This is a genomic window from Ectothiorhodospira sp. BSL-9 (genome assembly GCF_001632845.1).
Lineage (GTDB): Bacteria > Pseudomonadota > Gammaproteobacteria > Ectothiorhodospirales > Ectothiorhodospiraceae > Ectothiorhodospira.
On record NZ_CP011994.1, the window covers coordinates 1761543 to 1782565 of the forward strand.

The 21023-nt window shown below is 64.6% G+C and carries 19 protein-coding genes; 13 read left to right on the forward strand and 6 right to left on the reverse strand.

Annotation, left to right across the window (positions count from 1 at the left end; genetic code table 11):
• Window positions 1–5: 5 nt before the first annotated feature.
• The 6 genes from dxs to ECTOBSL9_RS08360 all read right to left on the reverse strand — a co-directional run bounded on the left by dxs (window position 6) and on the right by ECTOBSL9_RS08360 (window position 6846).
• Window positions 6–1922, reverse strand: coding sequence for a 1-deoxy-D-xylulose-5-phosphate synthase (gene dxs, locus ECTOBSL9_RS08335; protein WP_063464655.1), 1917 nt, complete (start codon window positions 1920–1922; stop codon window positions 6–8).
• Window positions 1923–1991: 69 nt separating this feature from the next.
• Window positions 1992–2876 carry a (2E,6E)-farnesyl diphosphate synthase gene (gene ispA / locus ECTOBSL9_RS08340; protein ID WP_063464656.1) on the reverse strand — a complete coding sequence of 295 codons (885 nt, stop codon included), beginning with the start codon at window positions 2874–2876 and terminating at the stop codon, window positions 1992–1994.
• Window positions 2877–3137 carry an exodeoxyribonuclease VII small subunit gene (locus ECTOBSL9_RS08345; protein ID WP_063464657.1) on the reverse strand — a complete coding sequence of 87 codons (261 nt, stop codon included), beginning with the start codon at window positions 3135–3137 and terminating at the stop codon, window positions 2877–2879.
• A gap of 82 nt (window positions 3138–3219) precedes the next feature.
• Window positions 3220–4581: a DNA repair protein RadA gene (radA, locus tag ECTOBSL9_RS08350; protein ID WP_063464658.1), complete on the reverse strand. Its 1362-nt coding sequence runs from the start codon at window positions 4579–4581 to the stop codon at window positions 3220–3222.
• Between the two features lie 33 nt (window positions 4582–4614).
• A complete protein-coding gene (locus ECTOBSL9_RS08355) occupies window positions 4615–5907 on the reverse strand; it encodes an HlyC/CorC family transporter (protein ID WP_063464659.1) in 1293 nt (430 codons plus the stop codon).
• Window positions 5908–6024: 117 nt separating this feature from the next.
• Window positions 6025–6846: an inner membrane protein YpjD gene (locus ECTOBSL9_RS08360; protein ID WP_063464660.1), complete on the reverse strand. Its 822-nt coding sequence runs from the start codon at window positions 6844–6846 to the stop codon at window positions 6025–6027.
• Window positions 6847–7014: 168 nt separating this feature from the next.
• On the opposite strand from ECTOBSL9_RS08360, the gene ECTOBSL9_RS08365 reads away from it, so the two are divergent.
• The 13 genes from ECTOBSL9_RS08365 to ECTOBSL9_RS08430 all read left to right on the forward strand — a co-directional run bounded on the left by ECTOBSL9_RS08365 (window position 7015) and on the right by ECTOBSL9_RS08430 (window position 21020).
• Window positions 7015–7782: a 3',5'-cyclic-nucleotide phosphodiesterase gene (locus tag ECTOBSL9_RS08365; protein WP_063464661.1), complete on the forward strand. Its 768-nt coding sequence runs from the start codon at window positions 7015–7017 to the stop codon at window positions 7780–7782.
• A 34-nt stretch (window positions 7783–7816) separates the two neighbouring features.
• The gene (ffh, locus tag ECTOBSL9_RS08370; protein ID WP_063464662.1) at window positions 7817–9178 is read left to right on the forward strand and encodes a signal recognition particle protein; all 1362 of its coding nucleotides are present in this window, start codon (window positions 7817–7819) and stop codon (window positions 9176–9178) included.
• 123 nt (window positions 9179–9301) lie between these two features.
• A complete protein-coding gene (rpsP, locus tag ECTOBSL9_RS08375; RefSeq protein WP_063464663.1) occupies window positions 9302–9562 on the forward strand; it encodes a 30S ribosomal protein S16 in 261 nt (86 codons plus the stop codon).
• A 19-nt stretch (window positions 9563–9581) separates the two neighbouring features.
• Entirely contained in the window at window positions 9582–10085 is a 504-nt protein-coding gene (gene rimM, locus ECTOBSL9_RS08380; protein ID WP_063464664.1) for a ribosome maturation factor RimM, read from the forward strand.
• Window positions 10086–10092: 7 nt separating this feature from the next.
• Window positions 10093–10857, forward strand: coding sequence for a tRNA (guanosine(37)-N1)-methyltransferase TrmD (gene trmD / locus ECTOBSL9_RS08385; RefSeq protein ID WP_063464665.1), 765 nt, complete (start codon window positions 10093–10095; stop codon window positions 10855–10857).
• 13 nt (window positions 10858–10870) lie between these two features.
• Window positions 10871–11218, forward strand: a complete 348-nt coding sequence (gene rplS / locus ECTOBSL9_RS08390) for a 50S ribosomal protein L19 (protein WP_063464666.1) — start codon at window positions 10871–10873, stop codon at window positions 11216–11218.
• 26 nt (window positions 11219–11244) lie between these two features.
• Complete coding sequence (locus ECTOBSL9_RS08395) at window positions 11245–13050, forward strand: hypothetical protein (RefSeq protein WP_240481090.1); 1806 nt, start codon at window positions 11245–11247, stop codon at window positions 13048–13050.
• A gap of 105 nt (window positions 13051–13155) precedes the next feature.
• Entirely contained in the window at window positions 13156–13671 is a 516-nt protein-coding gene (locus tag ECTOBSL9_RS08400; protein ID WP_240481091.1) for a methylated-DNA--[protein]-cysteine S-methyltransferase, read from the forward strand.
• A 298-nt stretch (window positions 13672–13969) separates the two neighbouring features.
• The gene (gene soxA / locus ECTOBSL9_RS08405; protein WP_063466091.1) at window positions 13970–14773 is read left to right on the forward strand and encodes a sulfur oxidation c-type cytochrome SoxA; all 804 of its coding nucleotides are present in this window, start codon (window positions 13970–13972) and stop codon (window positions 14771–14773) included.
• A gap of 46 nt (window positions 14774–14819) precedes the next feature.
• Window positions 14820–15539: a sulfur oxidation c-type cytochrome SoxX gene (soxX, locus tag ECTOBSL9_RS08410; protein WP_063464668.1), complete on the forward strand. Its 720-nt coding sequence runs from the start codon at window positions 14820–14822 to the stop codon at window positions 15537–15539.
• 343 nt (window positions 15540–15882) lie between these two features.
• On the forward strand, window positions 15883–17769 hold the full coding sequence (htpG, locus tag ECTOBSL9_RS08420) for a molecular chaperone HtpG (protein WP_063464670.1): 1887 nt from the start codon (window positions 15883–15885) through the stop codon (window positions 17767–17769).
• A 360-nt stretch (window positions 17770–18129) separates the two neighbouring features.
• Entirely contained in the window at window positions 18130–20232 is a 2103-nt protein-coding gene (locus tag ECTOBSL9_RS08425; RefSeq protein WP_205631951.1) for an adenosylcobalamin-dependent ribonucleoside-diphosphate reductase, read from the forward strand.
• A 17-nt stretch (window positions 20233–20249) separates the two neighbouring features.
• Entirely contained in the window at window positions 20250–21020 is a 771-nt protein-coding gene (locus tag ECTOBSL9_RS08430; RefSeq protein WP_063464672.1) for a hypothetical protein, read from the forward strand.
• The last annotated feature ends 3 nt before the right edge of the window (window positions 21021–21023 follow it).

Sequence of the window (21023 nt, forward strand, 5' to 3'; positions counted from 1 at the left end):
CGCGATTAAACTTTACCAATTTGGTCGGATATTACGCCACCGGCCGCGCCGGCACAAGCCTGGGGGCCCAGGCGCTTGCGTATGGCCGCCTCGATGCTGTCAGTGTCGAGGCCGGCGTCGGTCAGCAGTTCCTCGCGGGTGCCGTGGCTCTGGAAGCGATCCGGCAGACCCAGATGCAGCAGACGGATGGCGATGTCATGGGCGGCCAGGCACTCGGCCACGGCACTGCCGGCGCCGCCGGCGACCACGTTGTCTTCCACGGTGACCAGCAGGTCATGTTCCCGGGCCGCTTCCAGTACCCGCTGCTCGTCCAGAGGTTTCACAAAACGCATGTTGATCACCGTGGCGCCCAGTCGTTCGCCCACTTCCAGGGCCTGGGCCAGTGGGGTACCAAAGGCCAGGATGGCCACGCCCTTGCCGCGGCGGCGCACGTCCGCCTGACCCACGGGCAAGGGGATGAGGCCCGCTTCGGGCAGCACGCCAGGGCCCTTGCCCCGGGGGTAGCGCACGGCAGCGGGCTGGTCGAGAAGAAAGCCGGTGGAGAGCATGCGCCGACATTCGTTCTCGTCCGCCGGGGCCATGATGACCATGTTGGGGATGCAGCGCAGGAAGGAGATATCGAAACTCCCCGCGTGGGTGGGGCCATCGGGGCCCACCACGCCGGCACGGTCGACGGCGAACAGCACGGGAAGGTTCTGCAGGGCCACGTCGTGGATCAGCTGGTCGTAGCCCCGTTGCAGGAAAGAAGAGTAGATGGCCACCACGGGCTTGACGCCCTCGCAGGCCATGCCGGCGGCCAGGGTGATGGCATGCTGCTCGGCGATGCCCACGTCGTGGTAGCGTTCCGGGAAGCGTTCCACATAGGCGGTCATGCCCGAGCCCTCGCTCATGGCGGGGGTGATTGCCACCATGCGCTCGTCTGCTTCAGCCTGGTCGCACAGCCACTGGCCGAACACCTGGGTGTAGGTGGGTGAGCCGCCGCCCTTGCCGCCCTGAATGCCCTGGTTGGGGTCGAAACTGCCCACCCCGTGGTAGGTGCAGGGGTCCTCCTCGGCCGGCGCGTAACCGCGCCCCTTATGGGTGACCACGTGCAGCAGGATCGGCCCTTCCATGGTGTAGATGTTGCGCAGCATCTTCACCAGGCCATTCACGTCATGGCCGTCCACCGGGCCGAAATAGTTCAGCCCCAGTTCCTCGAACAGGGTGCTGGGGACGATCATGCCCTTCACATGCTCCTCCGCGCGGCGCATGAATTCGCGCATGGGGGGCATGTGATTCAGCACCCGCTTGCTGCCTTCGCGCATGCTGGAATACATGGGGCCGGAAAGCAGGCTGGCCAGGTGACGGTTGAGGGCGCCCACGTTGGCCGAGATGGACATGTTGTTGTCGTTGAGCACCACCAGCAGGTCGGCCTTTTCGTCGCCGGCATGATTGAGGGCCTCGAAGGCCATGCCGGCAGTCATGGCGCCATCGCCGATGATGGCCACGGACTTGCGTCGCTCGCCCCGCTGGCGCGCCCCCAGGGCCATGCCCAGGGCGGCGCTGATCGAGGTGCTGGAATGGCCGACACCGAAGCAGTCGAAACAGCTTTCGTCACGCTTGGGGAATCCGGCCAGGCCGCCCTTCTGGCGCAAGGACTTCATGTCGTCGCGACGGCCACTGAGGATCTTGTGGGGGTAGCTCTGGTGGCCTACATCCCAGACCAGGCGGTCCTCGGGTGTATTGAAGACATGATGCAGGGCGATGGTGAGTTCTACCGTACCCAGATTGGCAGCCAGGTGGCCGCCGGTGCGGGAGACGGATTCCAGCAGAAAGGCTCGCATCTCCTCTGCCAGAGAGGAGAGTTCATCCGTGGACCAGCCGCGGATATCCTCCGGGCTGTGGATGCGCGAGAGCAGGGGATACGAATCAGTCTGGGTCATCTCACTGCCATTCGGAGGAAAACTTTCATTATCATGACGGGTGGCCGGGTGTGCAACCCGAATCCCCCCTCAGTTGATGCGCTCGACGATGAAACGGGCGATCCAGCGCAGCAGATCGGCCCGGTCATCCAGTGTGGCAATGCCCTCCAGGGCGCGGTCCACCAGTTCCCGGGCCTGCTGCTTGGAGGATTCCAGGCCAATGATGGCCGGGTAGGTGGCCTTGCCCAGGGCCTGGTCGGCCCCCTGGGTCTTGCCCAGGGTCTGGGTATCGCCTTCCACGTCCAGGATGTCGTCGCGGATCTGAAAGGCCAGGCCGATGCACTTGGCGAAGCGGTCCAGGCCCTCAAGGGTGTGCGGGTCCACGTCAGGGTGACTGTTGGCCCCCATGAGCACGGCGGCCCGGATCAGGGCGCCAGTCTTGTGCACATGCATGCCTTCCAGTTCGGCAATGTCCAGTTGCTTGCCGGCAGAGCCCAGGTCGATGGCCTGACCGCCGACCATGCCCCGGGAGCCGGAGGCCCGGGCCAGTTGCTCCACCATGCGTAGACGGGCGGCCGGATCGTCCACCATGTGGGGGTCGGTGGCCAGGATCTGGAAGGCCAGGGCCTGCAGGGCGTCTCCTACCAGGATGGCGGTGGCGTCGTCGTAGGCCTTGTGGCAGGTGGGCTTGCCGCGGCGCAGATCGTCGTCATCCATGGCCGGCAGGTCGTCATGCACCAGGGAATACACATGGATCAGTTCCACGGCGCAGGCGGGGCCGTCCAGTTGATCCAGGGGGACACCCAGGGCGGTTCCGGTGGCGTAGGCCAGCACCGGCCGGATGCGCTTGCCGCCATCCAGGGCGGAGTAGCGCATGGCCTCATGCAATCGGCCAGGCAGGATGTTGGGCTCGGGCAGCCAGCCGGCCAGGGCGGCTTCAACCCGTTGCTGCAGCTCGGAAATACGTGATTCCACTCAGTCTTCTCCGTCCGGGCCCGCTGGTTCGGGCGTGTCGAGATCGATCTCGGTGCCATCCTCGGTGAGTCGGCGCACCTTCTGTTCCGCCTCGGTCAGGGCCTTCTGGCAGCGGCGGGTGAGCGCGATACCGCGCTCGAATTCCTTCAGCGAGGCCTCCAGCGACAGCTCCCCCTGTTCCATGCGGCCCACCAGGGCCTCAAGGGCTTCCAGGTCCTTTTCAAACTCGGCCGGATTGTCAGGGGTGTCGCCTGTGGTCATTCTGGGCCTCTCACTGGGGTGGAATGATACGCGAAACAAAGGGTAGCACGAAGCACTGTTGTGGTTGCCGTGGTGGCCGGGCTCAGATCACGTCCAGAATCTGGGAAAGGCGGCTGGCGGCGGTGACCTCCATGCCCTGGATGGGCTTGCGCGGCGCATTGCCGGCGGGCACCACGGCGCGGGTGAAACCATGCTTGGCGGCCTCCCGCAGGCGCTCCTCGCCATTGGGCACCGGACGGATCTCGCCGGCCAGGCCCACCTCGCCAAAGCTCACCAGTTCATGGGGCAGGGGGCGGTCGCGGAAGCTGGACAGGGCCGAGAGCAGCATGGGCAGGTCGGCGGCGGTTTCCGTGACCCGCACGCCACCCACCACATTGACGAAGACGTCCTGATCATAGAGGGCGAGGCCGCCGTGGCGATGCAGCACCGCCAGGAGCATGGCCAGGCGGTTCTGTTCCAGGCCGACGGTCACCCGCCGGGGCTGGGGGGCATGGCTCTCGGCCACCAGGGCCTGCACTTCCACCATCAGTGGTCGCGTACCCTCACGGGTCACCATGATCACGCTGCCGGGCACCGGTTCCTCGTGACGTGACAGGAAGATGGCCGAGGGGTTGCTCACCGGCTTGAGGCCGGTCTCCAGCATGGCGAAGACCCCCAGTTCATTCACCGCACCAAAACGGTTCTTCACCGCCCGGAGCACCCGGTAGCGCCCGCCGGGATCCCCCTCGAAATAAAGCACCGTATCCACCATGTGCTCCAGTACGCGCGGGCCGGCGATCTGGCCCTCCTTGGTCACGTGGCCGACGATGAACACGGCGGTGCCGGTCTGCTTGGCATAGCGCACCAGCACCGCCGCGCTCTCGCGCACCTGGGCCACCGAGCCCGGGGCCGATTGCAGTTGTTCGGAATGGATCGTCTGGATCGAGTCCACCACCATGACCTGGGGCTTCTCCCGCTGGGCGTGCTCAACGATGCGCTCCACGCAGGTCTCGGTGAGCAGGCGCAGATCGTCGCAGGGCAGGCCCAGGCGGCGGCCGCGCAGGGAGACCTGTTCGGGTGATTCCTCGCCGGTCACGTAGAGACTGGCCAGGTCGGGCAGGGTGGCCAGGGCCTGCAGGAGCAGGGTGGACTTGCCAATCCCCGGGTCGCCGCCGATGAGCACCACCGAACCCTGCACCAGTCCGCCGCCCAGGGCGCGGTCCAGTTCCGAAATGCCGGTGGTGTTGCGGGCGTCGCCCTCGGTGGTCACCTCGCCCAGGCGCTTCACCTGGGCGGGGCCGCCGGCATAGCCGACGAACCGGCTGCCGTTGGCGGCATTGGGTGCCGGTGGGGAAGCCACTTCCTCCAGGGTGTTCCAGGCACCGCAGTCGGGGCACTGGCCAGCCCATTTGGGGGACAGGGCCCCACAGGCGGTGCATTGATGCTGTACGCGGGGCTTGGCCATGATCCTGGTTCCGTGTGTCGCCGTGGGCGGGGTTCAAGGACTGGCGCTGTCTTCGCCCCCGGCCCTGGCGGGCAGGCGCGGGCCGACGCGCACGGTCTTGATGGCGTTGCTTTTCACGTGGACGATTTCGATGGGGTAGCGGTCGATGAGTACGCTGGTATTGGCATCGGGGATCGTCTCCAGATACTCCAGCAGCATGCCGTTGAGGGTGCGTGGGCCGTCCACCGGGAACCGGGACCCGAGGATGCGGTTCAGTTCCCGCAGGTGGATGGTGGCGTCCACCAGATAGCTGCCGTCCTCCTGGGGGAGTACTTCGGGTGAGACTGCGGACGGGTCGGTGGTGAATTCGCCCACCACTTCCTCCAGCAGGTCTTCCAGGGTGACCAGGCCCTCGATGTCACCATATTCATCCACCACCAGGCCGATGCGCCGCTGGGCGCGCTGGAAGTTGAGCAACTGGCGATTGAGATTGGTGCCCTGGGGGATGAAGTAAGGCTCGCGCAGGTTGGCGCGAAGCTGGGCCTCGGTGAATTCATTCCGGTAGACCATGGGCAACACACGCCGCAGGTGGATGAAACCCAGCATGTTATCCACGTTGCCCTTGAAGACCGGCAGGCGGGTGTACTGGCTGTGGATGATCTGGTCCTCGATCTCTTCCCAGTCATCCTCCAGATCGATACCCACGATCTCGTTGCGCGGCACCATGATGTCTTCCACGGTGGCCTTTTCCAGATCCAGCAGATTCACCAGCATGCGCTGGTGACGGGCCGGGATCAGGCTGCCGGCCTCGTTCACGGCCACCCGCAATTCCTCGCTGGACAGGGCCTGATGGGCGCGGTTCTGGGCACGTACACCCACGACACGCAGCACGGCATTGGCCACCAGGTTCACGGTCCATACCAGCGGGTAGGCCACCACCAGCAGGGGAGTGAATACGTACGCGGCCGGGTAGGCCACGCGATCCGAGTGCAGGGCAGCCAGGGTCTTGGGGGCTACCTCGGCGAAGACCAGCAGGGTGAGGGTGAGCAGGCCCGTGGCCACGGCCACGCCCACATCGCCATAGACCCTGAAGCCGATGTAGGTGGCCAGCTGGGTGATCAGGATGTTGACGAAGTTATTGCCCAGCAGGATCAGGCCGATGAGCCGATCCGGCTTGTCCAGCAGTTTCTGGGCGCGGCGTGCGCCGCCATGGCCCGCCTGCGCCATGTGGCGCATGCGATAGCGGTTCAGCGCCATCAAGGCGGTTTCCGACCCGGAGAAAAAGGCCGAACAGACAAACAGCACCACCAGCACGGCAGCCAGTGCGCCTAAGGGAATGTGTTCCAAGGTCGCTTCAGCACCCCAGGGGGAGGTTCTACATCTTCAGCATTACACGGAGACGTCGGCCAGCCTGTCAAGGGCTGCCGCCGCCTCCGTGTGCCTGGGCGAGGCGTGCGGGAGGGGTCAGGCGATGCCCAGCATCACTTCCATGACCAGTTTGGTGCCCACGTAGGCCACCACCAGCCAGGCAAAACCCATGAGCGTCCAGCGCACGGCCTTGCGACCACGCCAGCCGAAGCGGAAGCGCCCGAACAGCAGGATGGCGAACACCACCCAGGCGATGATGGCAAACACCACCTTGTGGGCCAGTTGCTGGGCGAGGATGTCTTCCAGCACGAACAGGCCTGTGCCCAGTGCTGCGGTGAGAAAGATGAAGCCCCAGCCGATGATGTGGAACAGCATGGAATCCATCATCGACAGCGGTGGCAGCGCCCGGATCAGGCCGCCGGGGCGATGATTGTGCAGGCTGTAGTTCTGCAGCGCCAGCAGGCCCGCCTGAATGGCGGCGATGGTGAGCAGGCTGAAGGCGATCATGGCCAGCAGCATGTGGGCGCGCAGCCCGGGGTCGGCCACCGTGGCGGTGGGTGCGCCGCCGGCCAGGGCCATCTCCAGCGCTACGGTCACGCCAGCAAATGGCAGCAGGATGATGCCCAGCACGTGGATGGGGTGGCGCAGTGACCAGACAAACAGGAACACGGCGATGATCCAGGCCGTCATGGAGACAACACTGAAGACCCCGATACCGAATCCGTTGGCTCCAAACATGAAGTGGTAGAGCACCAGGGCGTGCAGGACGATGGCGGCGCCCCACGCGGAAAACAGCAGGAGACGGCCCTTGTCCGAGGGCGGCTCCCCGCCAGCAGCACGGCGCAGCCGCTGCATCAGCAGGGCTCCACTCATGAAGTAGAACACGGTGGCGAGTAATCCGAAGGCGGCTACGAGCATGCGGGGATTCCAAACCTTAAATTTCGACCGAGAATCATTGCATAAAATCGCAGTCCGGTGAAGGTGCATGCGTCTCGCAACGTTCCGGTGGCTTGGTCAGCGCCTTTGCAGCCATGCTACGATCACGATCCAGGGCGTTCAGTGCCGCGGACGGGAGATGCGCAGACCATGGAGATCAAGGTGCTGGGATGCAGTGGCGGGATCGGCGCGGGTCGGCGCACATCGGCGCTGCTGGTGGATGATGACATCCTCATCGACTGTGGTACGGGGGTGGCGGATCTGTCCCTGGAGACCATGGCGCGCCTGCGGCACGTCTTCATTACCCATACCCACCTGGATCACATCGCCTGCCTGCCGCTGCTGGTGGATACCCTGTTCAGCCGTCTGCAGTCCCGGCCCCTGGTGATCCATACCCGCTCCGACTGCATGCGCATCATCCATCACCACATCTTCAATTGGCAGATCTGGCCCGATTTCTTCGAGCTGCCGGAGCGTGAGCGCCCGGTGGTCCGTTTCCAGGAGATGGATGCTACCCGTCCGCTGGATATCGATGGCCGGCGGGTGCACATGCTGCCGGCCACGCATACGGTGCCGGCGGTGGGTTACCGGGTGGAGGATGACCGTGGTGCTTTCGCCTTCACCGGTGACACCACCAGCAATGACGATCTCTGGGCCGCGCTGAATGACCATGCCAGCCTGGATCTGCTGATGGTGGAGTGCGCCTTTCCCGAGGCGGAGCGTGATCTGGGGCGGCGGGCCGGCCACTACTGCCCCAGCCTGCTGGCCGAGGATCTGGTCAAGCTGCGGCACCAGCCGCGGGTGGGCATCAGTCATCTCAAGCCCGGTGCCGAGTCCGAGACCTTCGAGGATTTGCAGCGGCGGCTGCCCGAGCGGGATCTGGTGCGCCTCGGCAGCGGGGATGTATTCAAGATATAATCCGCGCCTTTACTGACGTTCCAGGCAGGTTTCCATGTTTGACAGCCTTTCAGATCGCCTTCAGGGCACTATCAAGCGCCTGCGCGGGCAGTCGCGACTGACCGAGGAAAACGTCCAGGAGACCATCCGGGAGGTGCGCAAGGCACTCCTGGAGGCGGACGTGGCGCTGCCGGTGGTCCGGGAGTTCATTGCCCGGGTCAAGGATCGGGCGGTGGGCCAGGAGGTGCTGGCCAGCCTGACCCCGGGGCAGGCCCTGGTGAAGGTGGTCAACGACGAGTTGATTGCCGTCATGGGCGATGGCAACGACGAAATCAATCTGAATGTCCAGCCCCCGGCGGTCATCCTCATGGCCGGTCTGCAGGGGGCGGGCAAGACCACCACCGTAGGCAAGCTCTCCCGCTGGCTGGCAGAGCGCAAGGACAAGAAGGTGATGGTGGCCAGTTGTGACGTCTACCGGCCCGCCGCCATCCGCCAGCTGCAGACCGTGGCCGGCGAGGTGGGCGCTGATTTCTTCCCCAGCGACGCGGGGCAGGACCCGGTGGACATCGCCAAGGCCGCCCTGGAGCAGGCCCGCAGGCAGCATCGGGATGTGCTCATCATTGATACCGCCGGCCGTCTGCACGTGGATGCCGAGATGATGGATGAGATCCGGCGTCTGCATGAGGCCCTGAATCCTGCCGAGACCCTGTTCGTGGTGGACAGCATGACCGGCCAGGACGCCGCCAATACCGCCAAGGCCTTCAATGACGCCCTGCCGCTGACGGGGGTGGTGCTCACCAAGGCTGATGGTGACGCCCGTGGGGGGGCTGCCCTGTCGGTGCGCCATATCACCGGCAAGCCCATCAAGTTCCTGGGGATGGGGGAGAAGACCACGGCCCTGGAGCCCTTCCATCCGGATCGTGTGGTATCGCGCATCCTGGGTATGGGCGATGTGGTGAGCCTGGTGGAGGAAGCCACCCGCCAGGTGGATCAGGACAAGGCGGAAAAGCTGGCCCGCAAGATCAAGAAGGGCAAGAGCTTTGATCTGGAGGATCTGCGCGACCAGTTGGGGCAGATGTCCAAGATGGGTGGGGTCAATTCCCTTCTGGAAAAACTGCCCGGCACCGGCGATCTGCCTGATGCCATCAAGAACAAGGCCCACGACAAGGACATGGGCCGCATGGTGGCCATCATCAATTCCATGACGCCCAGGGAGCGTCGTCACCCGGAGATCATCAAGGGTCGACGCAAGCGGCGCATCGCCGCCGGTTCCGGCACGCAGGTGCAGGACGTGAACCGCCTGCTCAAGCAGCATATGCAGATGAGCAAGATGGTGAAGCAGTTCTCCAAGGGCGGCATGAACAAGATGATGAAGTCCCTGAAGGGCCGGATGCCGGGCGGTCGCATGCCCTTCTGATCCCTGGATGGCAGGGGGTCGCCTTGGCGCCCCTACTTGTGCCCAGGGGCGGCGTGTGTATAATGCCGCGTTTCTCCGGGGAAACCCCCGCTCGGAATACCTGACAAGCAGGGCTAAGCGCAGATGGTAACGATTCGACTTGCTCGCGGTGGCGCCAAGAAGGCGCCCTTTTACAAAATTGTGGTCACCGACTCCCGCAGTCGCCGTGACAGTGGCTACATTGAGCGCCTGGGTTATTTCAACCCGGTGGCGCGTGGCCAGGAAGTGCGCTTGCACATGGACAGCGAGCGCATGGAGCACTGGCTGTCCAAGGGTGCCCAGACCTCCGAACGTGTGGCCAAGCTGCTGAAGGAATTCCACAAGCAGAACCAGGCTGCCGCCTAAGGCGCCACGGGACAGGTCAGTGGGCTCGGACCCGATTGTTGTTGGCCGGATCTCCGGCGTTCACGGCGTTCGCGGCTGGGTCAAGCTCTTCTCCGAGACCGACCCGCGTGATCGCATCCTGCAGTACGAGCCCCTGCTCATGGAGCGGAATGGGCAATGGCAGGCCGTTCCTCTAGAGGACGGTCGCCCCCAGGGTAAGGGGGTGGTGGCCAAGTTTGCGGGCATGGACGATCGGGATGTGGCGGCCACCTATGTGGGCTGCCAGCTGGCTATCCGGCCGGAACAGCTGGAGCCGTTGCCTGAAGGCGAGTATTACTGGGCAGATCTGATCGGCCTGGAAGTTGAGACACTGGATGGCATCTCTCTGGGTCGGGTGGAAAACCTGATCCAGACCGGTGCCAATGACGTGCTGGTGGTCCGTGGCGACCGGGAGCGCCTGATTCCGTATCTGCGGGAGCAGGTGATCCATGAGATCGACCTGGACGGCGGGCGGATACGGGTGGATTGGGATCCGGATTTCTAGGATCCCCATGCGATTCGATGTGATCAGCGTGTTTCCCGAATGGGTTGCTTCAGTGACCCATTGCGGCATCACCGGGCGGGCCCGGGAGCGGGGATTGCTGTCCCTGCAGTGCTGGGATCCGAGATGCTTCACCGAGGATCGCCACCGCACCGTGGATGACCGCCCTTATGGCGGTGGTCCGGGGATGGTGATGAAGGTGGAGCCGCTGCGTCGGGCCATTCGCGCGGCTCGGGAAGCCGACCCCCGGCCGGCCAGTGTGCTGTACATGAGTCCGCAGGGGCGCCGCCTGGATCAGGCCGCTGTCCATGAGATGGCCGGCCGGTCCAGGCTGATCCTGCTGGCAGGGCGCTATGAAGGTATCGATGAGCGCCTCATCCAACTGGAAGTGGACGAGGAATGGTCCATCGGTGATTACGTGCTGTCCGGCGGCGAGCTGGCGGCCATGGTCCTGATGGATGCCTGTGCCCGGTTGTTGCCGGGGGCCCTGGGAGACGAGGATTCCGCCGCCCAGGACTCCTTTACCACGGGCCTGCTGGACTGCCCGCACTACACCCGCCCGGAGGTGATCGACGGGCTGGAAGTGCCCCAGGTTCTGCGCAGCGGCGATCACGGACGGATCGAGCGTTGGCGTCGCAAGCAGGCCCTGGGGCGTACCTGGGAGCGCCGCCCGGACATACTGGCGCAACAGGAATTGAGTCAGGCGGATCGCCGCCTGCTGGAAGAATATCAACGCGAGCATGCCGATGGGCAGGCCGCGCCGAGCAGTGACTGACAGGGGTCGAACCATGAGTAACATCATCCAGCAACTGGACGCCGAGCAGATGAACCGCGAGGTGCCCGACTTTACCCCTGGCGACACCGTGGTCGTCCAGGTGAAGGTGAAGGAAGGTAACCGCGAGCGTCTGCAGGCCTTTGAAGGCGTGTGCATCGCCAAGCGTAACCGCGGCATCAATTCCGCCTTCACCGTGCGCAAGGTATCCCACGGCGAAGGTGTGGAGCGTGTCTTCCAGACCTACAGCCCGTCGGTGGCCGAGATCCAGGTCAAGCGTCGCGGCAAGGTGCGCCGTGCCAAGCTGTACTACCTGCGTGGGCGCACCGGCAAGGCCGCCCGCATCAAGGAAGACATCAAGTAAGTCCGGCCCTCCTGGGTTATATCCGCATGGATTCTTCAAAGCGTCCCGGCTTGCCGGGACGCTTTGTCGTGCGTGCGGTGACCGCCATGCCGCGTGGTCTGGTGCTGCTGTGTCTCCTGCTCGTATGCATCACGCCGGCCCAGGCCGATCGGGTCGTCGACGAGGCCATGGCCATGGCCCGTGTGGGTGCTGCGGAGCTGGCCCTGAACCTGCTGGCGCGGGAGACGCCGGACCCCCGCGCCGAACCCGTGCGCTGGATGGAGCGGGAGCAGGCCCGCATAGAGATCCTGGGCATGAACAGTCGCTGGGAGCAGGTGGTGGAACGCACCGCCCGGGTTCCGGTGGAAATGCCGGTGGAGTTCGTCATCTGGACCCGGACCCGGCAGGCCCACGCCCTCATCTCTCTGGGGCGTGGCCAGGAGGCCCGCGATGTGCTGCGGCCCCTGATCTGGTTTGGCAGCCACAACGCCAGTGAAAGCTGGTTCCGGTCCTGGCGTCGGCTGGTGGCTGAGTCCTATGTCCTGGATGATCGCCCCGAGGACGCCCTCACCGCCCTGCAGCGCTACCGCTTTGATTATCCCGATGACGTGGCCCGGGTGGCCCTGATGGAAGCCCGCCTGCTGCTTGGTCTGGAACGCCCCCGCGAGGCGGTGGATGCCCTGGACGGGCGTGAGGGGCATGAGGCAGATGCGCTGCGCCTGCTGGCCCGTCTGCGTGCTGAAGACCTTTCCGCCGCCGACTCCCAGGAGCGGGCCCTCGCCCGCGCCCGGGACGTGGGGCGGGATACCCGGGAGGGGGCCCGCTATCAGGCGGTGGCCGCACTGGCTGCCCGGGCCGCCGGTGACAGCTCCGAGGGTCTGGCTATCATGGAGCGCGCCCTGGCGTCCCAGCGACACCTGGAGGCGGAGGATGGTGCCTTTCGTCTTTCCGCCGATCTGCTCTGGGAACACTATGCCCGTCTGGGTGAGCGGGAGGCCAACCGCCGACAGTGGCTGTTGGGTGATGACGCGGGCTGGTTTGAACGGGCCGCGCAACTGCAGACCCGCGAACCCCATGTCTCTCGCGGGCTGCTGGCCCTGGTAGCCTTGAGATCCCCTTCGGTTTCGGGCCGGGAGCAGGCACACCGTCACCTGGGTGAGCAGCTGGTGCGGGTGGAGGGCCATGGCCAGGCACTGCTCCATGCCCTGTATCTGGGAGAAGGGCCCTTTGGCAGTCCCGAGCGGGTACCGGATCCGGTACGCCACCTGCTGGTGGAACAGGCCCTGGAGGAGGGGGATCTTGCGACGGCCTCGGCCCTCATGGCCGGTCTGCGACGCCCCCCCGAGGGGGTGGATGCCTTCGATTGGGGGCTGCGTCGCGCCCGTACCCTGATCCTCAGTGGCCAGGAGGAGGCAGGGATCGATGGTCTGTATGACGTCCTCTCGGGCGCGCGTCGGCTGGAAGCCGACCGGGGGGATCGCTTCATGCAGGTGATGTTCGATCTGCAGACCGTGGGCCGCCACGACGAGGCCCTGAACCTGTTCCGGGCCCTGGCGCCCCGGCTGGCGGAGTCCCGGCAATTGCGGGAGTTGTGGTTCTGGAAGGCAGACTCCTATCGTGCCCTGGATGCCCATGAGCAGGCGGCACGTCACTATCTGCGCTCGGCCATGGCCGGCAACAGCACCGATCTTTGGGGCCTGAGTGCCCGCTTCCAGGCCGCCCAGGCCCTGGCCGATGCGGGCCTGGTGGACGATGCCCGGGCCCTGTACGAAGACCTGCTGGATCGGGCCACCGAGCCGGGCCGACGGATCATGCTCCGTCAGCGCCTCCAGCAGCTGCTGCTGGTGGATTAACGTGAAAGAACCAAGGTTCAGCTACAAACACTCCCTTCTCCCCCGAGGGGGAGAGGGGCTTGTAACGTATCTTTCATCATCTGGGGTGACTCACCACCATGATGCATGAGCGTTAACCGGATGCCGTCCCGGGCGGTGTTCGACAGCCCCCTGGGGCGTATCGCCCTGACCTGGGATGCCGCCGGCCTCAGGGCCCTGGATTATGTGTCTTCCCGGGAGGCCTTGTGTCCGCCGACCCCGGGCCTGGGCGAAGACGCCGTCCACCAACTGGGGCAGTATTTCCAGGAACCCGCCTTCGTCTTCGATCTCCCCCTGGCTCCCCAGGGCACGCCCTTTCAGCAGCGCGTGTGGGCCGCCCTGGGGCTGATCCCCCCAGGTGCCCCGCTCACCTACGGCCAGCTGGCCCGGCAACTGGATTCAGGTGCCCGGGCGGTGGGCGGCGCCTGCCGCCACAACCCATTGCCCGTCATCATCCCCTGTCATCGCGTCATCCCCGCCCACGGCGGAGTGGGCGGCTATGGCGGAGCGACCCGGGGGGCCGGCCCCCACATCAAGCAATGGCTTCTCACCCACGAGCAGGGTCTCGCCCCAAGCACCCCACCTGACGCTTCGCGCCCCTGAGCCGCTGAACCCCTGAATCCCTGTGGGATCGGGCCTCGCCCGCGAAGAGGCGCCAGGATGATGCCGCCGAAACACCCCAAGCCCTCATTCGTGGCCACGGACCTCTCCCACACGGGCACAGCCTCCCCCGGTGCGGCCCGCTGTCCATAAGAAATCACTAATAGTTATTTCGTTATTCCAAAATGATTGACATTTCCCAACTCCGGACGCAGTCTATGCGCAAGGTCTGCCATCACCACCCGGGCACCAGGGGGGCGGGAGGAGGCCTCAAGACAATAATCGCGTGGAGGAGATGGAAATGATCAAGCAATGGTTGGTCGCTACGGCCTTGGCCGGAAGCGTGGTCGGGGGGGCGGCCGCGTCGGACTCGCCCTACCTCACCGGCCGGGAGCAGCTCATGATGCTGGCCGATGACAACCCGGCGGAGCTCACCGAGTGGCGGGGGGAGGATCTGTATCACGAGCCCAGAGGCCCCAAGAACGTGTCTCTGGAGCAGTGTGACTTCGGCCTTGGTCCCGGTGTGCTGGAGGGAGCCTATGTACAAATGCCCCGGTACTTCGAGGACACCGGCCGTGTCATGGACCTGGAAAGCCGCATCATCCACTGCATGAAGACCCTGCAGGGCTTCACCGAGGAGGATGACCCCGTTGCCCGCAAGCACTCATCCGACACCCGTGAGGCGGACCTGACCGCCATCTACACCTATGTGGCGGCCCAGTCCAACGGCATGGCCTGGAACCCGCCCATGGATCATCCCATGGAAAGGCTGACCCGGGATGCCGGCGAGGTGCTGTTCTATCGTCGGGCCGGGAGCATGGACTTTGGCTGCGTGTCCTGCCATAGCGAACCGCGCAAGCGTATTCGCCTGTCCTTCCTGCCGGTCACCACCAACCAGGAGGAGTGGTCCAAGGCCATCTCCTGGCCCGCCTACCGCATCGGCCACGGCGTGGTGAGAAGCTCACAGCACCGCGTACGGGGTTGCTACTACCAGATGCGCCAGGCCGGCGTGAAATTCGGTTCCGATGCGTCCATCGCGATCCTCTCCTACTGGACCGATCAGGCCCGGGGCGGCGAGGCCACATTGCCGGATCTGAAGCGCTGATCAGGGGGGAGACGATATGAGCAGCAAGACAAGACAAGCGACCACCATGGGCCTGGCCCTTTCCGCCGGCCTGCTCGCCGGGTGTGTACAGGTGGGTGCCCAGAACGATGACAAAAGGGACTTCACGAAGATGTCCCCGGAGGAGTATGCCGATTACCTGATCTTCGAGTCGGATAGCTTCAACCTGGCTCAGGAGGTGCAGGAGGGGGGCACGGCACGGGAACGCATGCAGCAGGATGAGTTGCAGCGCCTGTGCAGCGAGACCCGCAACCGTCCCCATGGAGAGATCGCCACGCGCATCGTCACCATGGCCCGCGAGAGCTTCGAATACCCGGAAGGGGGCATTCAGCTGGGTGACTGGGAGAAGGGCCGGGAACTGGCCCGCAGCGGCTACGGCTTCCGTATCGGTCATAACTACGATGATCCATCGCGCACCGTGGGTGGCAACTGCTATGCCTGCCACCAGATGGATCCCGAAGAGCTGGCCTACGGGAATATCGGCCCCAGCCTGAGCAACTATGGCGAACTGCGCGGCAACACCGAGGCGGTGCGGCGTTTCGTCTACGAGATGATCTACAACCCACACGCCTATTTCCCCTGCACCTCCATGCCGCGCATGGGACATAACGACTTCCTGGAGCAGGACTCCATTTCCCACATCATGGCCTACCTGCTGGATCCGGAATCGCCGGTGAACGCCCGCAAGGTGGACCCGGATGCTGAGGTGGATCCATCGGAAGCCCCGGCCGGCGATACCGGTTTCTAAATCCCGGGCCACTCCTGTGTGAGCTGTTCCCTGTGTGAGCGGGCCTTGCCCGCGAAGGCGGCGGGCACAAACCTCAGGCAGGGCGCTGCTGTCGCAGCGCATCGCCGGCAGGCCAGCTCCCACAGGAGACCCCACAATCCACCCAGGCCCCAGTGGGCCCCATGCTCCCTTTGGGCCCGATCCCTCAGTGGGTCCGATCCCTCAGTGAGTCCCATCTCCCTGTGGGAGCGGGCCTTGCCCGCGAAGGCGGCGGGCACAAACCTCAGTCCGGCCCTTGAAATTCCCCCCGCCCACCCCCATACCACTCCGCGATCCCATTCACTCAACCCACAGCGGAGCCCCCATGAGCGTCGATACGCACAAGGAAACCCGACAGTTTCAGACCGAAGTCAGCCAACTGCTGCACCTGATGATCAACGCGCTGTACTCCAACAAGGAGATCTTTTTGCGCGAGCTCGTCTCCAACGCCGCCGATGCCTGCGACAAGCTGCGCTTCGAGGCCCTCTCCGACGATGCCCTGATGGAAGGTGAGGGCGAGCTGGGCATCCAGCTGGAGTTCGACAAGGATGCCCGCACCGTCACCGTGCGCGACAACGGCATCGGCATGAGCCGGGACGATGTGATCAACAACATCGGCACCATCGCTCACTCCGGCACCCGGGAGTTCCTCAGCCGCCTCACGGGCGACCAGAAGAAGGATGCCCACCTCATCGGCCAGTTCGGTGTGGGCTTCTACTCCTCCTTCATCGTCGCCGACCGTGTCACCCTCACCACCCGTCGCGCCGGCATGGGCGCCGAGCACGGCGTGCGCTGGGAGTCCGACGGCAGCGGCGAGTTCACCGTGGAGACGGTGGAAAAGCCCGAGCGCGGCACCGAGGTGGTTCTGCACCTGAAGAAGGATGAGGATGAATTCCTGGATGAATTCCGCCTGCGCCACATCATCACCCGCTACTCCGATCACATTCCCCTGCCCATTGCCATGCGCAAGCGGGACGACGACGGCAAGGCCCTGGAAGAGTGGGAGACGGTCAACCGGGCCTCGGCCCTGTGGACCCGCTCCAGGTCGGATATCTCCGACGAGGAGTACAAGGAGTTCTACAAGCACGTGGCCCACGACTTCGAGGAGCCGCTCACCTGGACCCACAACCGGGTGGAAGGGCGCCAGGAGTACACTTCGTTGCTGTACATCCCCAAACGCGCTCCCTTCGACCTGTGGGACCGGGACCGTCGCCATGGCATCAAGCTCTACGTGCAGCGGGTGTTCATCATGGATGACGCCGATCAGCTCATGCCCACCTATCTGCGCTTCGTGCGCGGGGTGGTGGACTCCAACGATCTGCCGCTGAATATTTCCCGTGAAATCCTCCAGAATAACCGCCTGATCGACGGCATTCGCTCCGGTTCGGTGAAAAAGGTCCTGGGTCTGCTGGAGGATCTCGCCAAGAAGGACCCCGAGGAGTATCAGACCTTCTGGGACGCCTTCGGTCGCGTGCTCAAGGAAGGCCCTGCCGAGGATTACGCCAACCGGGAGCAGATCGGGCGCCTGCTGCGCTTTGCCAGCACCCACACTGGCGAGGCGAAGCAGAACGTCTCCCTGGCCGACTACATCGGCCGCATGAAGGAGGGGCAGGACACCCTCTACTACATCACCGCCGACAGCCACACGGCGGCCCTGCACAGCCCGCACCTGGAAGTCTTCCGCAAGCGGGGCATCGAGGTGCTGCTGCTCTCCGACCGGGTGGACGAGTGGCTGGTCTCGCACCTGCATGAGTTCGAGGGCAAGTCCCTCAAGTCCGTGGCCAAGGGCGACCTGGACCTGGGCGATACCGAGACGGAAGAAGAGAAAAAGGCCCAGCAGGAGGCCGAGGAGCAGGTCAAGGACCTGCTGCCGCGCATCCAGGAGGCCCTGGGCGAGCGGGTGAAGGAGGTGAAGTTCTCCCACCGCCTCACCGATTCCCCGGCCTGCATTGTGCTGTCCGAGGACGAGATGGCCCTGTACATGCAGCAGCTGCTCAAGCAGGCGGGCCAGAACCTGCCGGACACCAAGCCGGTGCTGGAGGTCAACCCGGGCCATCGTCTCATCCTGCGCATGGGCGAGGAGACGGATGAAGAGCGGTTCAAGGGCTGGTCCAGTCTGTTGCTGGATCAGGCCGTGCTGGCCGAGGGCGGCCAGCTGGAAGATCCGGCGGGCTTCGTGAAGCGCCTCAATACCCTCATCACCCACGGCTGACCCACGGTCGAACCCGTATGAGATGGCCCCGATCGTCGGGGCCATCGCTCACCCCTTTGCCCCTCCCTTCCTGCTGCCGACCGTTCGTCGGATAAGAAAAAATTATCCATCCCGACCAGATCCCTGGACCCCGCGTCCCAGGCCCGTTTGCGCGGCTTTCGTCTCTCCCGCACCCCCCATGAGGCCCCTGTGACCGCTTGAAATCCCCCCGGCAACTGCCTAAGCTTCGACGGCCTCACATCCACTATGTTGTGTGTTGGTCACTATTCAACCACTACAGCTAGTAGCAAAAAGGATCCCGCCACCATGAAATCCCAGTCCCGCCAAGCCCTTGCAACCGTCGTCTCAAGGGAGGTCCCCATGCAGCCCGCCTCCATGGATATCTGGGACAAGAAATACCGCCTCAAGACCCGTACCGGTGAAGATCTGGACCCCACCATCGACGACACCTGGAAGCGTGTCGCCCGGGCCCTGGCCGACGTGGAAGCCGAGCCGGCCCTGCGCGAGACCTGGTACGAGCGCTTTCTGTGGGCCCTGCGTCTGGGCGCCATTCCCGCCGGGCGCATCATCGCCAACGCCGGTGCATGGGCACACAAGCCCGCCACGTCCACCATCAATTGCACGGTGTCCGGGTCCATCAACGACTCCATGGACGACATCCTGGAAAAGCTCCACGAGGCGGGTCTCACCCTCAAGGCCGGCAGTGGCATCGGCTATGACTTCTCCACCCTGCGCCCCCGGGGCGCCTATGTGTCCGGCGCGGGCGCCTACACCTCCGGCCCCCTGTCGTTCATGGAGATCTACGACAAGATGTGCTTCACCGTCTCTTCCGCCGGGGGCCGGCGTGGCGCGCAGATGGGCACCTTCGACATCGGTCATCCGGACGTGCAGGACTTCATCCGCGCCAAGCGCTCCGATGGCTGCCTGCGCCAGTTCAACCTGTCGCTGCTGATCACTGCCGGCTTCATGGAGGCCGTGAAGAATGATGACCAATGGCCGCTGGCCTTCCCCCTGGGCCCCCAGGAGGCCGAGCAGGACGGTATCGATCTGAACGACCCCCAGCAGGTCCTGTGGCGTGACTGGCCCGTGGACAATGACTACATCACCAACGAGGAGGGCCTCGTGGCCTGCCGCATCTACAGGATGCTGCCGGCCCGCAACCTGTGGAACATGGTGATGACCTCCACCTACGACTATGCCGAGCCGGGCTTCGTGCTCATCGACAAGGTCAACGAGATGAATAACAACTGGTGGTGCGAGCATATCCGCGCCACCAACCCCTGCGGCGAGCAGCCCCTGCCGCCCTACGGTGCCTGCCTGCTGGGTTCCATCAACCTGACCCGTTTCGTGCAGGATCCCTTCACCGACCAGGCCCGGTTCGACATGGAAACCTTCCGTGAGGTGGTGTCGGTGTTCACCCGCATGCTGGACAACGTGGTGGAGATCAACGGCCTGCCACTGCCCGAGCAGCGCGAGGAGATCACCCGCAAGCGCCGCCACGGCATGGGCTACCTGGGGCTGGGTTCCACCATCACCATGATGGGCATGAAGTACGGCGACGAGGGTTCCCTGGCCTTCACCGAAGAGGTCACCCGCGAGATGGCCCTGGCCGGCTGGCGCGCCGGTCTGGAACTGGCCCGGGAAAAGGGACCGGCCCCCATCATGGACGAGGAGTTCCAGGTGACCCCGGCCATGCTGCGCCTGCGTCCCGAGTTGGAGAAGGACGGCATCCAGGTGGGTGACACCCTCAAGGGACGCGTGCTTCATGCCCGCTATAGCCGCTACATGAAGCGGGTTGCCGAGGTGGACCCTGAACTGGTGAATGCCCTGGCCGAGGAAGGCTGCCGCTTCACCCACCACAGCTCCATTGCCCCCACGGGGACCATCTCCCTGTCACTGGCCAACAATGCCAGTAACGGCATCGAGCCCTCGTTCGCCCATCACTATGCCCGCAACATCATCCGTTCGGGCCGCAAGACCAAGGAGAAGGTGGATGTGTTCTCCTATGAACTGCTGGCCTACCGGGAATTGGTGAACGCCAAGGCCATGCCGTACTCGGAGGAGCCCGGGGCGCAGTTGCCGGAGTATTTCATCACGGCGGATGACATCACACCCAAGTCCCATGTGGACGTACAGGCGGCGGCGCAGAAATGGATCGATTCCTCCATCTCCAAGACCGCCAATGTGCCCACGGACTATCCCTTCGAGGACTTCAAGGACATCTACCGCTATGCCTATGAGCAGGGGCTGAAGGGTTGCACCACCTTCCGCTTCAACCCCGAGGCCTTCCAGGGCGTGCTGGTCAAGGAGAAGGACCTGGAAAACACCACCTACCGGTTCGTCCTGGACGATGGCAGCGTCGTGCTGGCCAAGGGCAACGAGGAAGTGGAATACGACGGCGAGACTCACAACGCCGCCAATCTCTACGAGGCCCTGAAAGAAGGGTACTACGGTAAATTCTGAATCAGGGGCACAGGCACATGACCATCAAGATTGACAAACCGATCGTGGATTTCGGAATCTTCCGGGAAGAATCCGCCGAGGAGAGCGCCGCCCAGGCCGGCGCCCCTACGGAATCATCCGCTCCGCCGGCTGCGGCGCCCAGTGCGCCTGCCCCGGCCCCTGCAGAGTCCCGGCAGGGCTCTGCCAAGGTGGTGCACATGCACGAGAAGCTGGAACGGCCCGAGATGCTGCTTGGGTCCACCTACAAGCTGAAGACGCCGTTATCGGAGCACGCCCTGTACGTGACCATCAACGACGTGATCCTGAACCCGGGCACGGAGCATGAGCTGCGCCGCCCCTTCGAGATCTTCATCAACTCCAAGAACATGGACCACTTCCAGTGGATCGTGGCACTCACCCGGATCATCTCGGCCGTGTTCCGCAAGGGCGGGGATGTCACCTTTCTGGTGGAGGAATTGCGTTCGGTGTTCGACCCCCGCGGCGGCTATTTCAAGAAGGGGGGCAAGTACATGCCCTCCCTGGTGGCCGAGATCGGCGATGCCATCGAGAGCCACATGCGCATGATCGGTCTGATCACGGACGATGGTCTGGACGAACATCAGCGCCGTCTGGTGGAGGAAAAGCGCGCCCAGTATGAAGAGAGCGTGCACCAGGCCAGCGACGACCCCAAGGCCCGCGAGAGCTTCCCTCCCGGTGCCCAGTTGTGCGGCAAATGCCACACCCAGGCCGTGGTGGTCATGGACAACTGCCTCACCTGCCTCAACTGCGGGGATAGCAAGTGCGGCTGAACT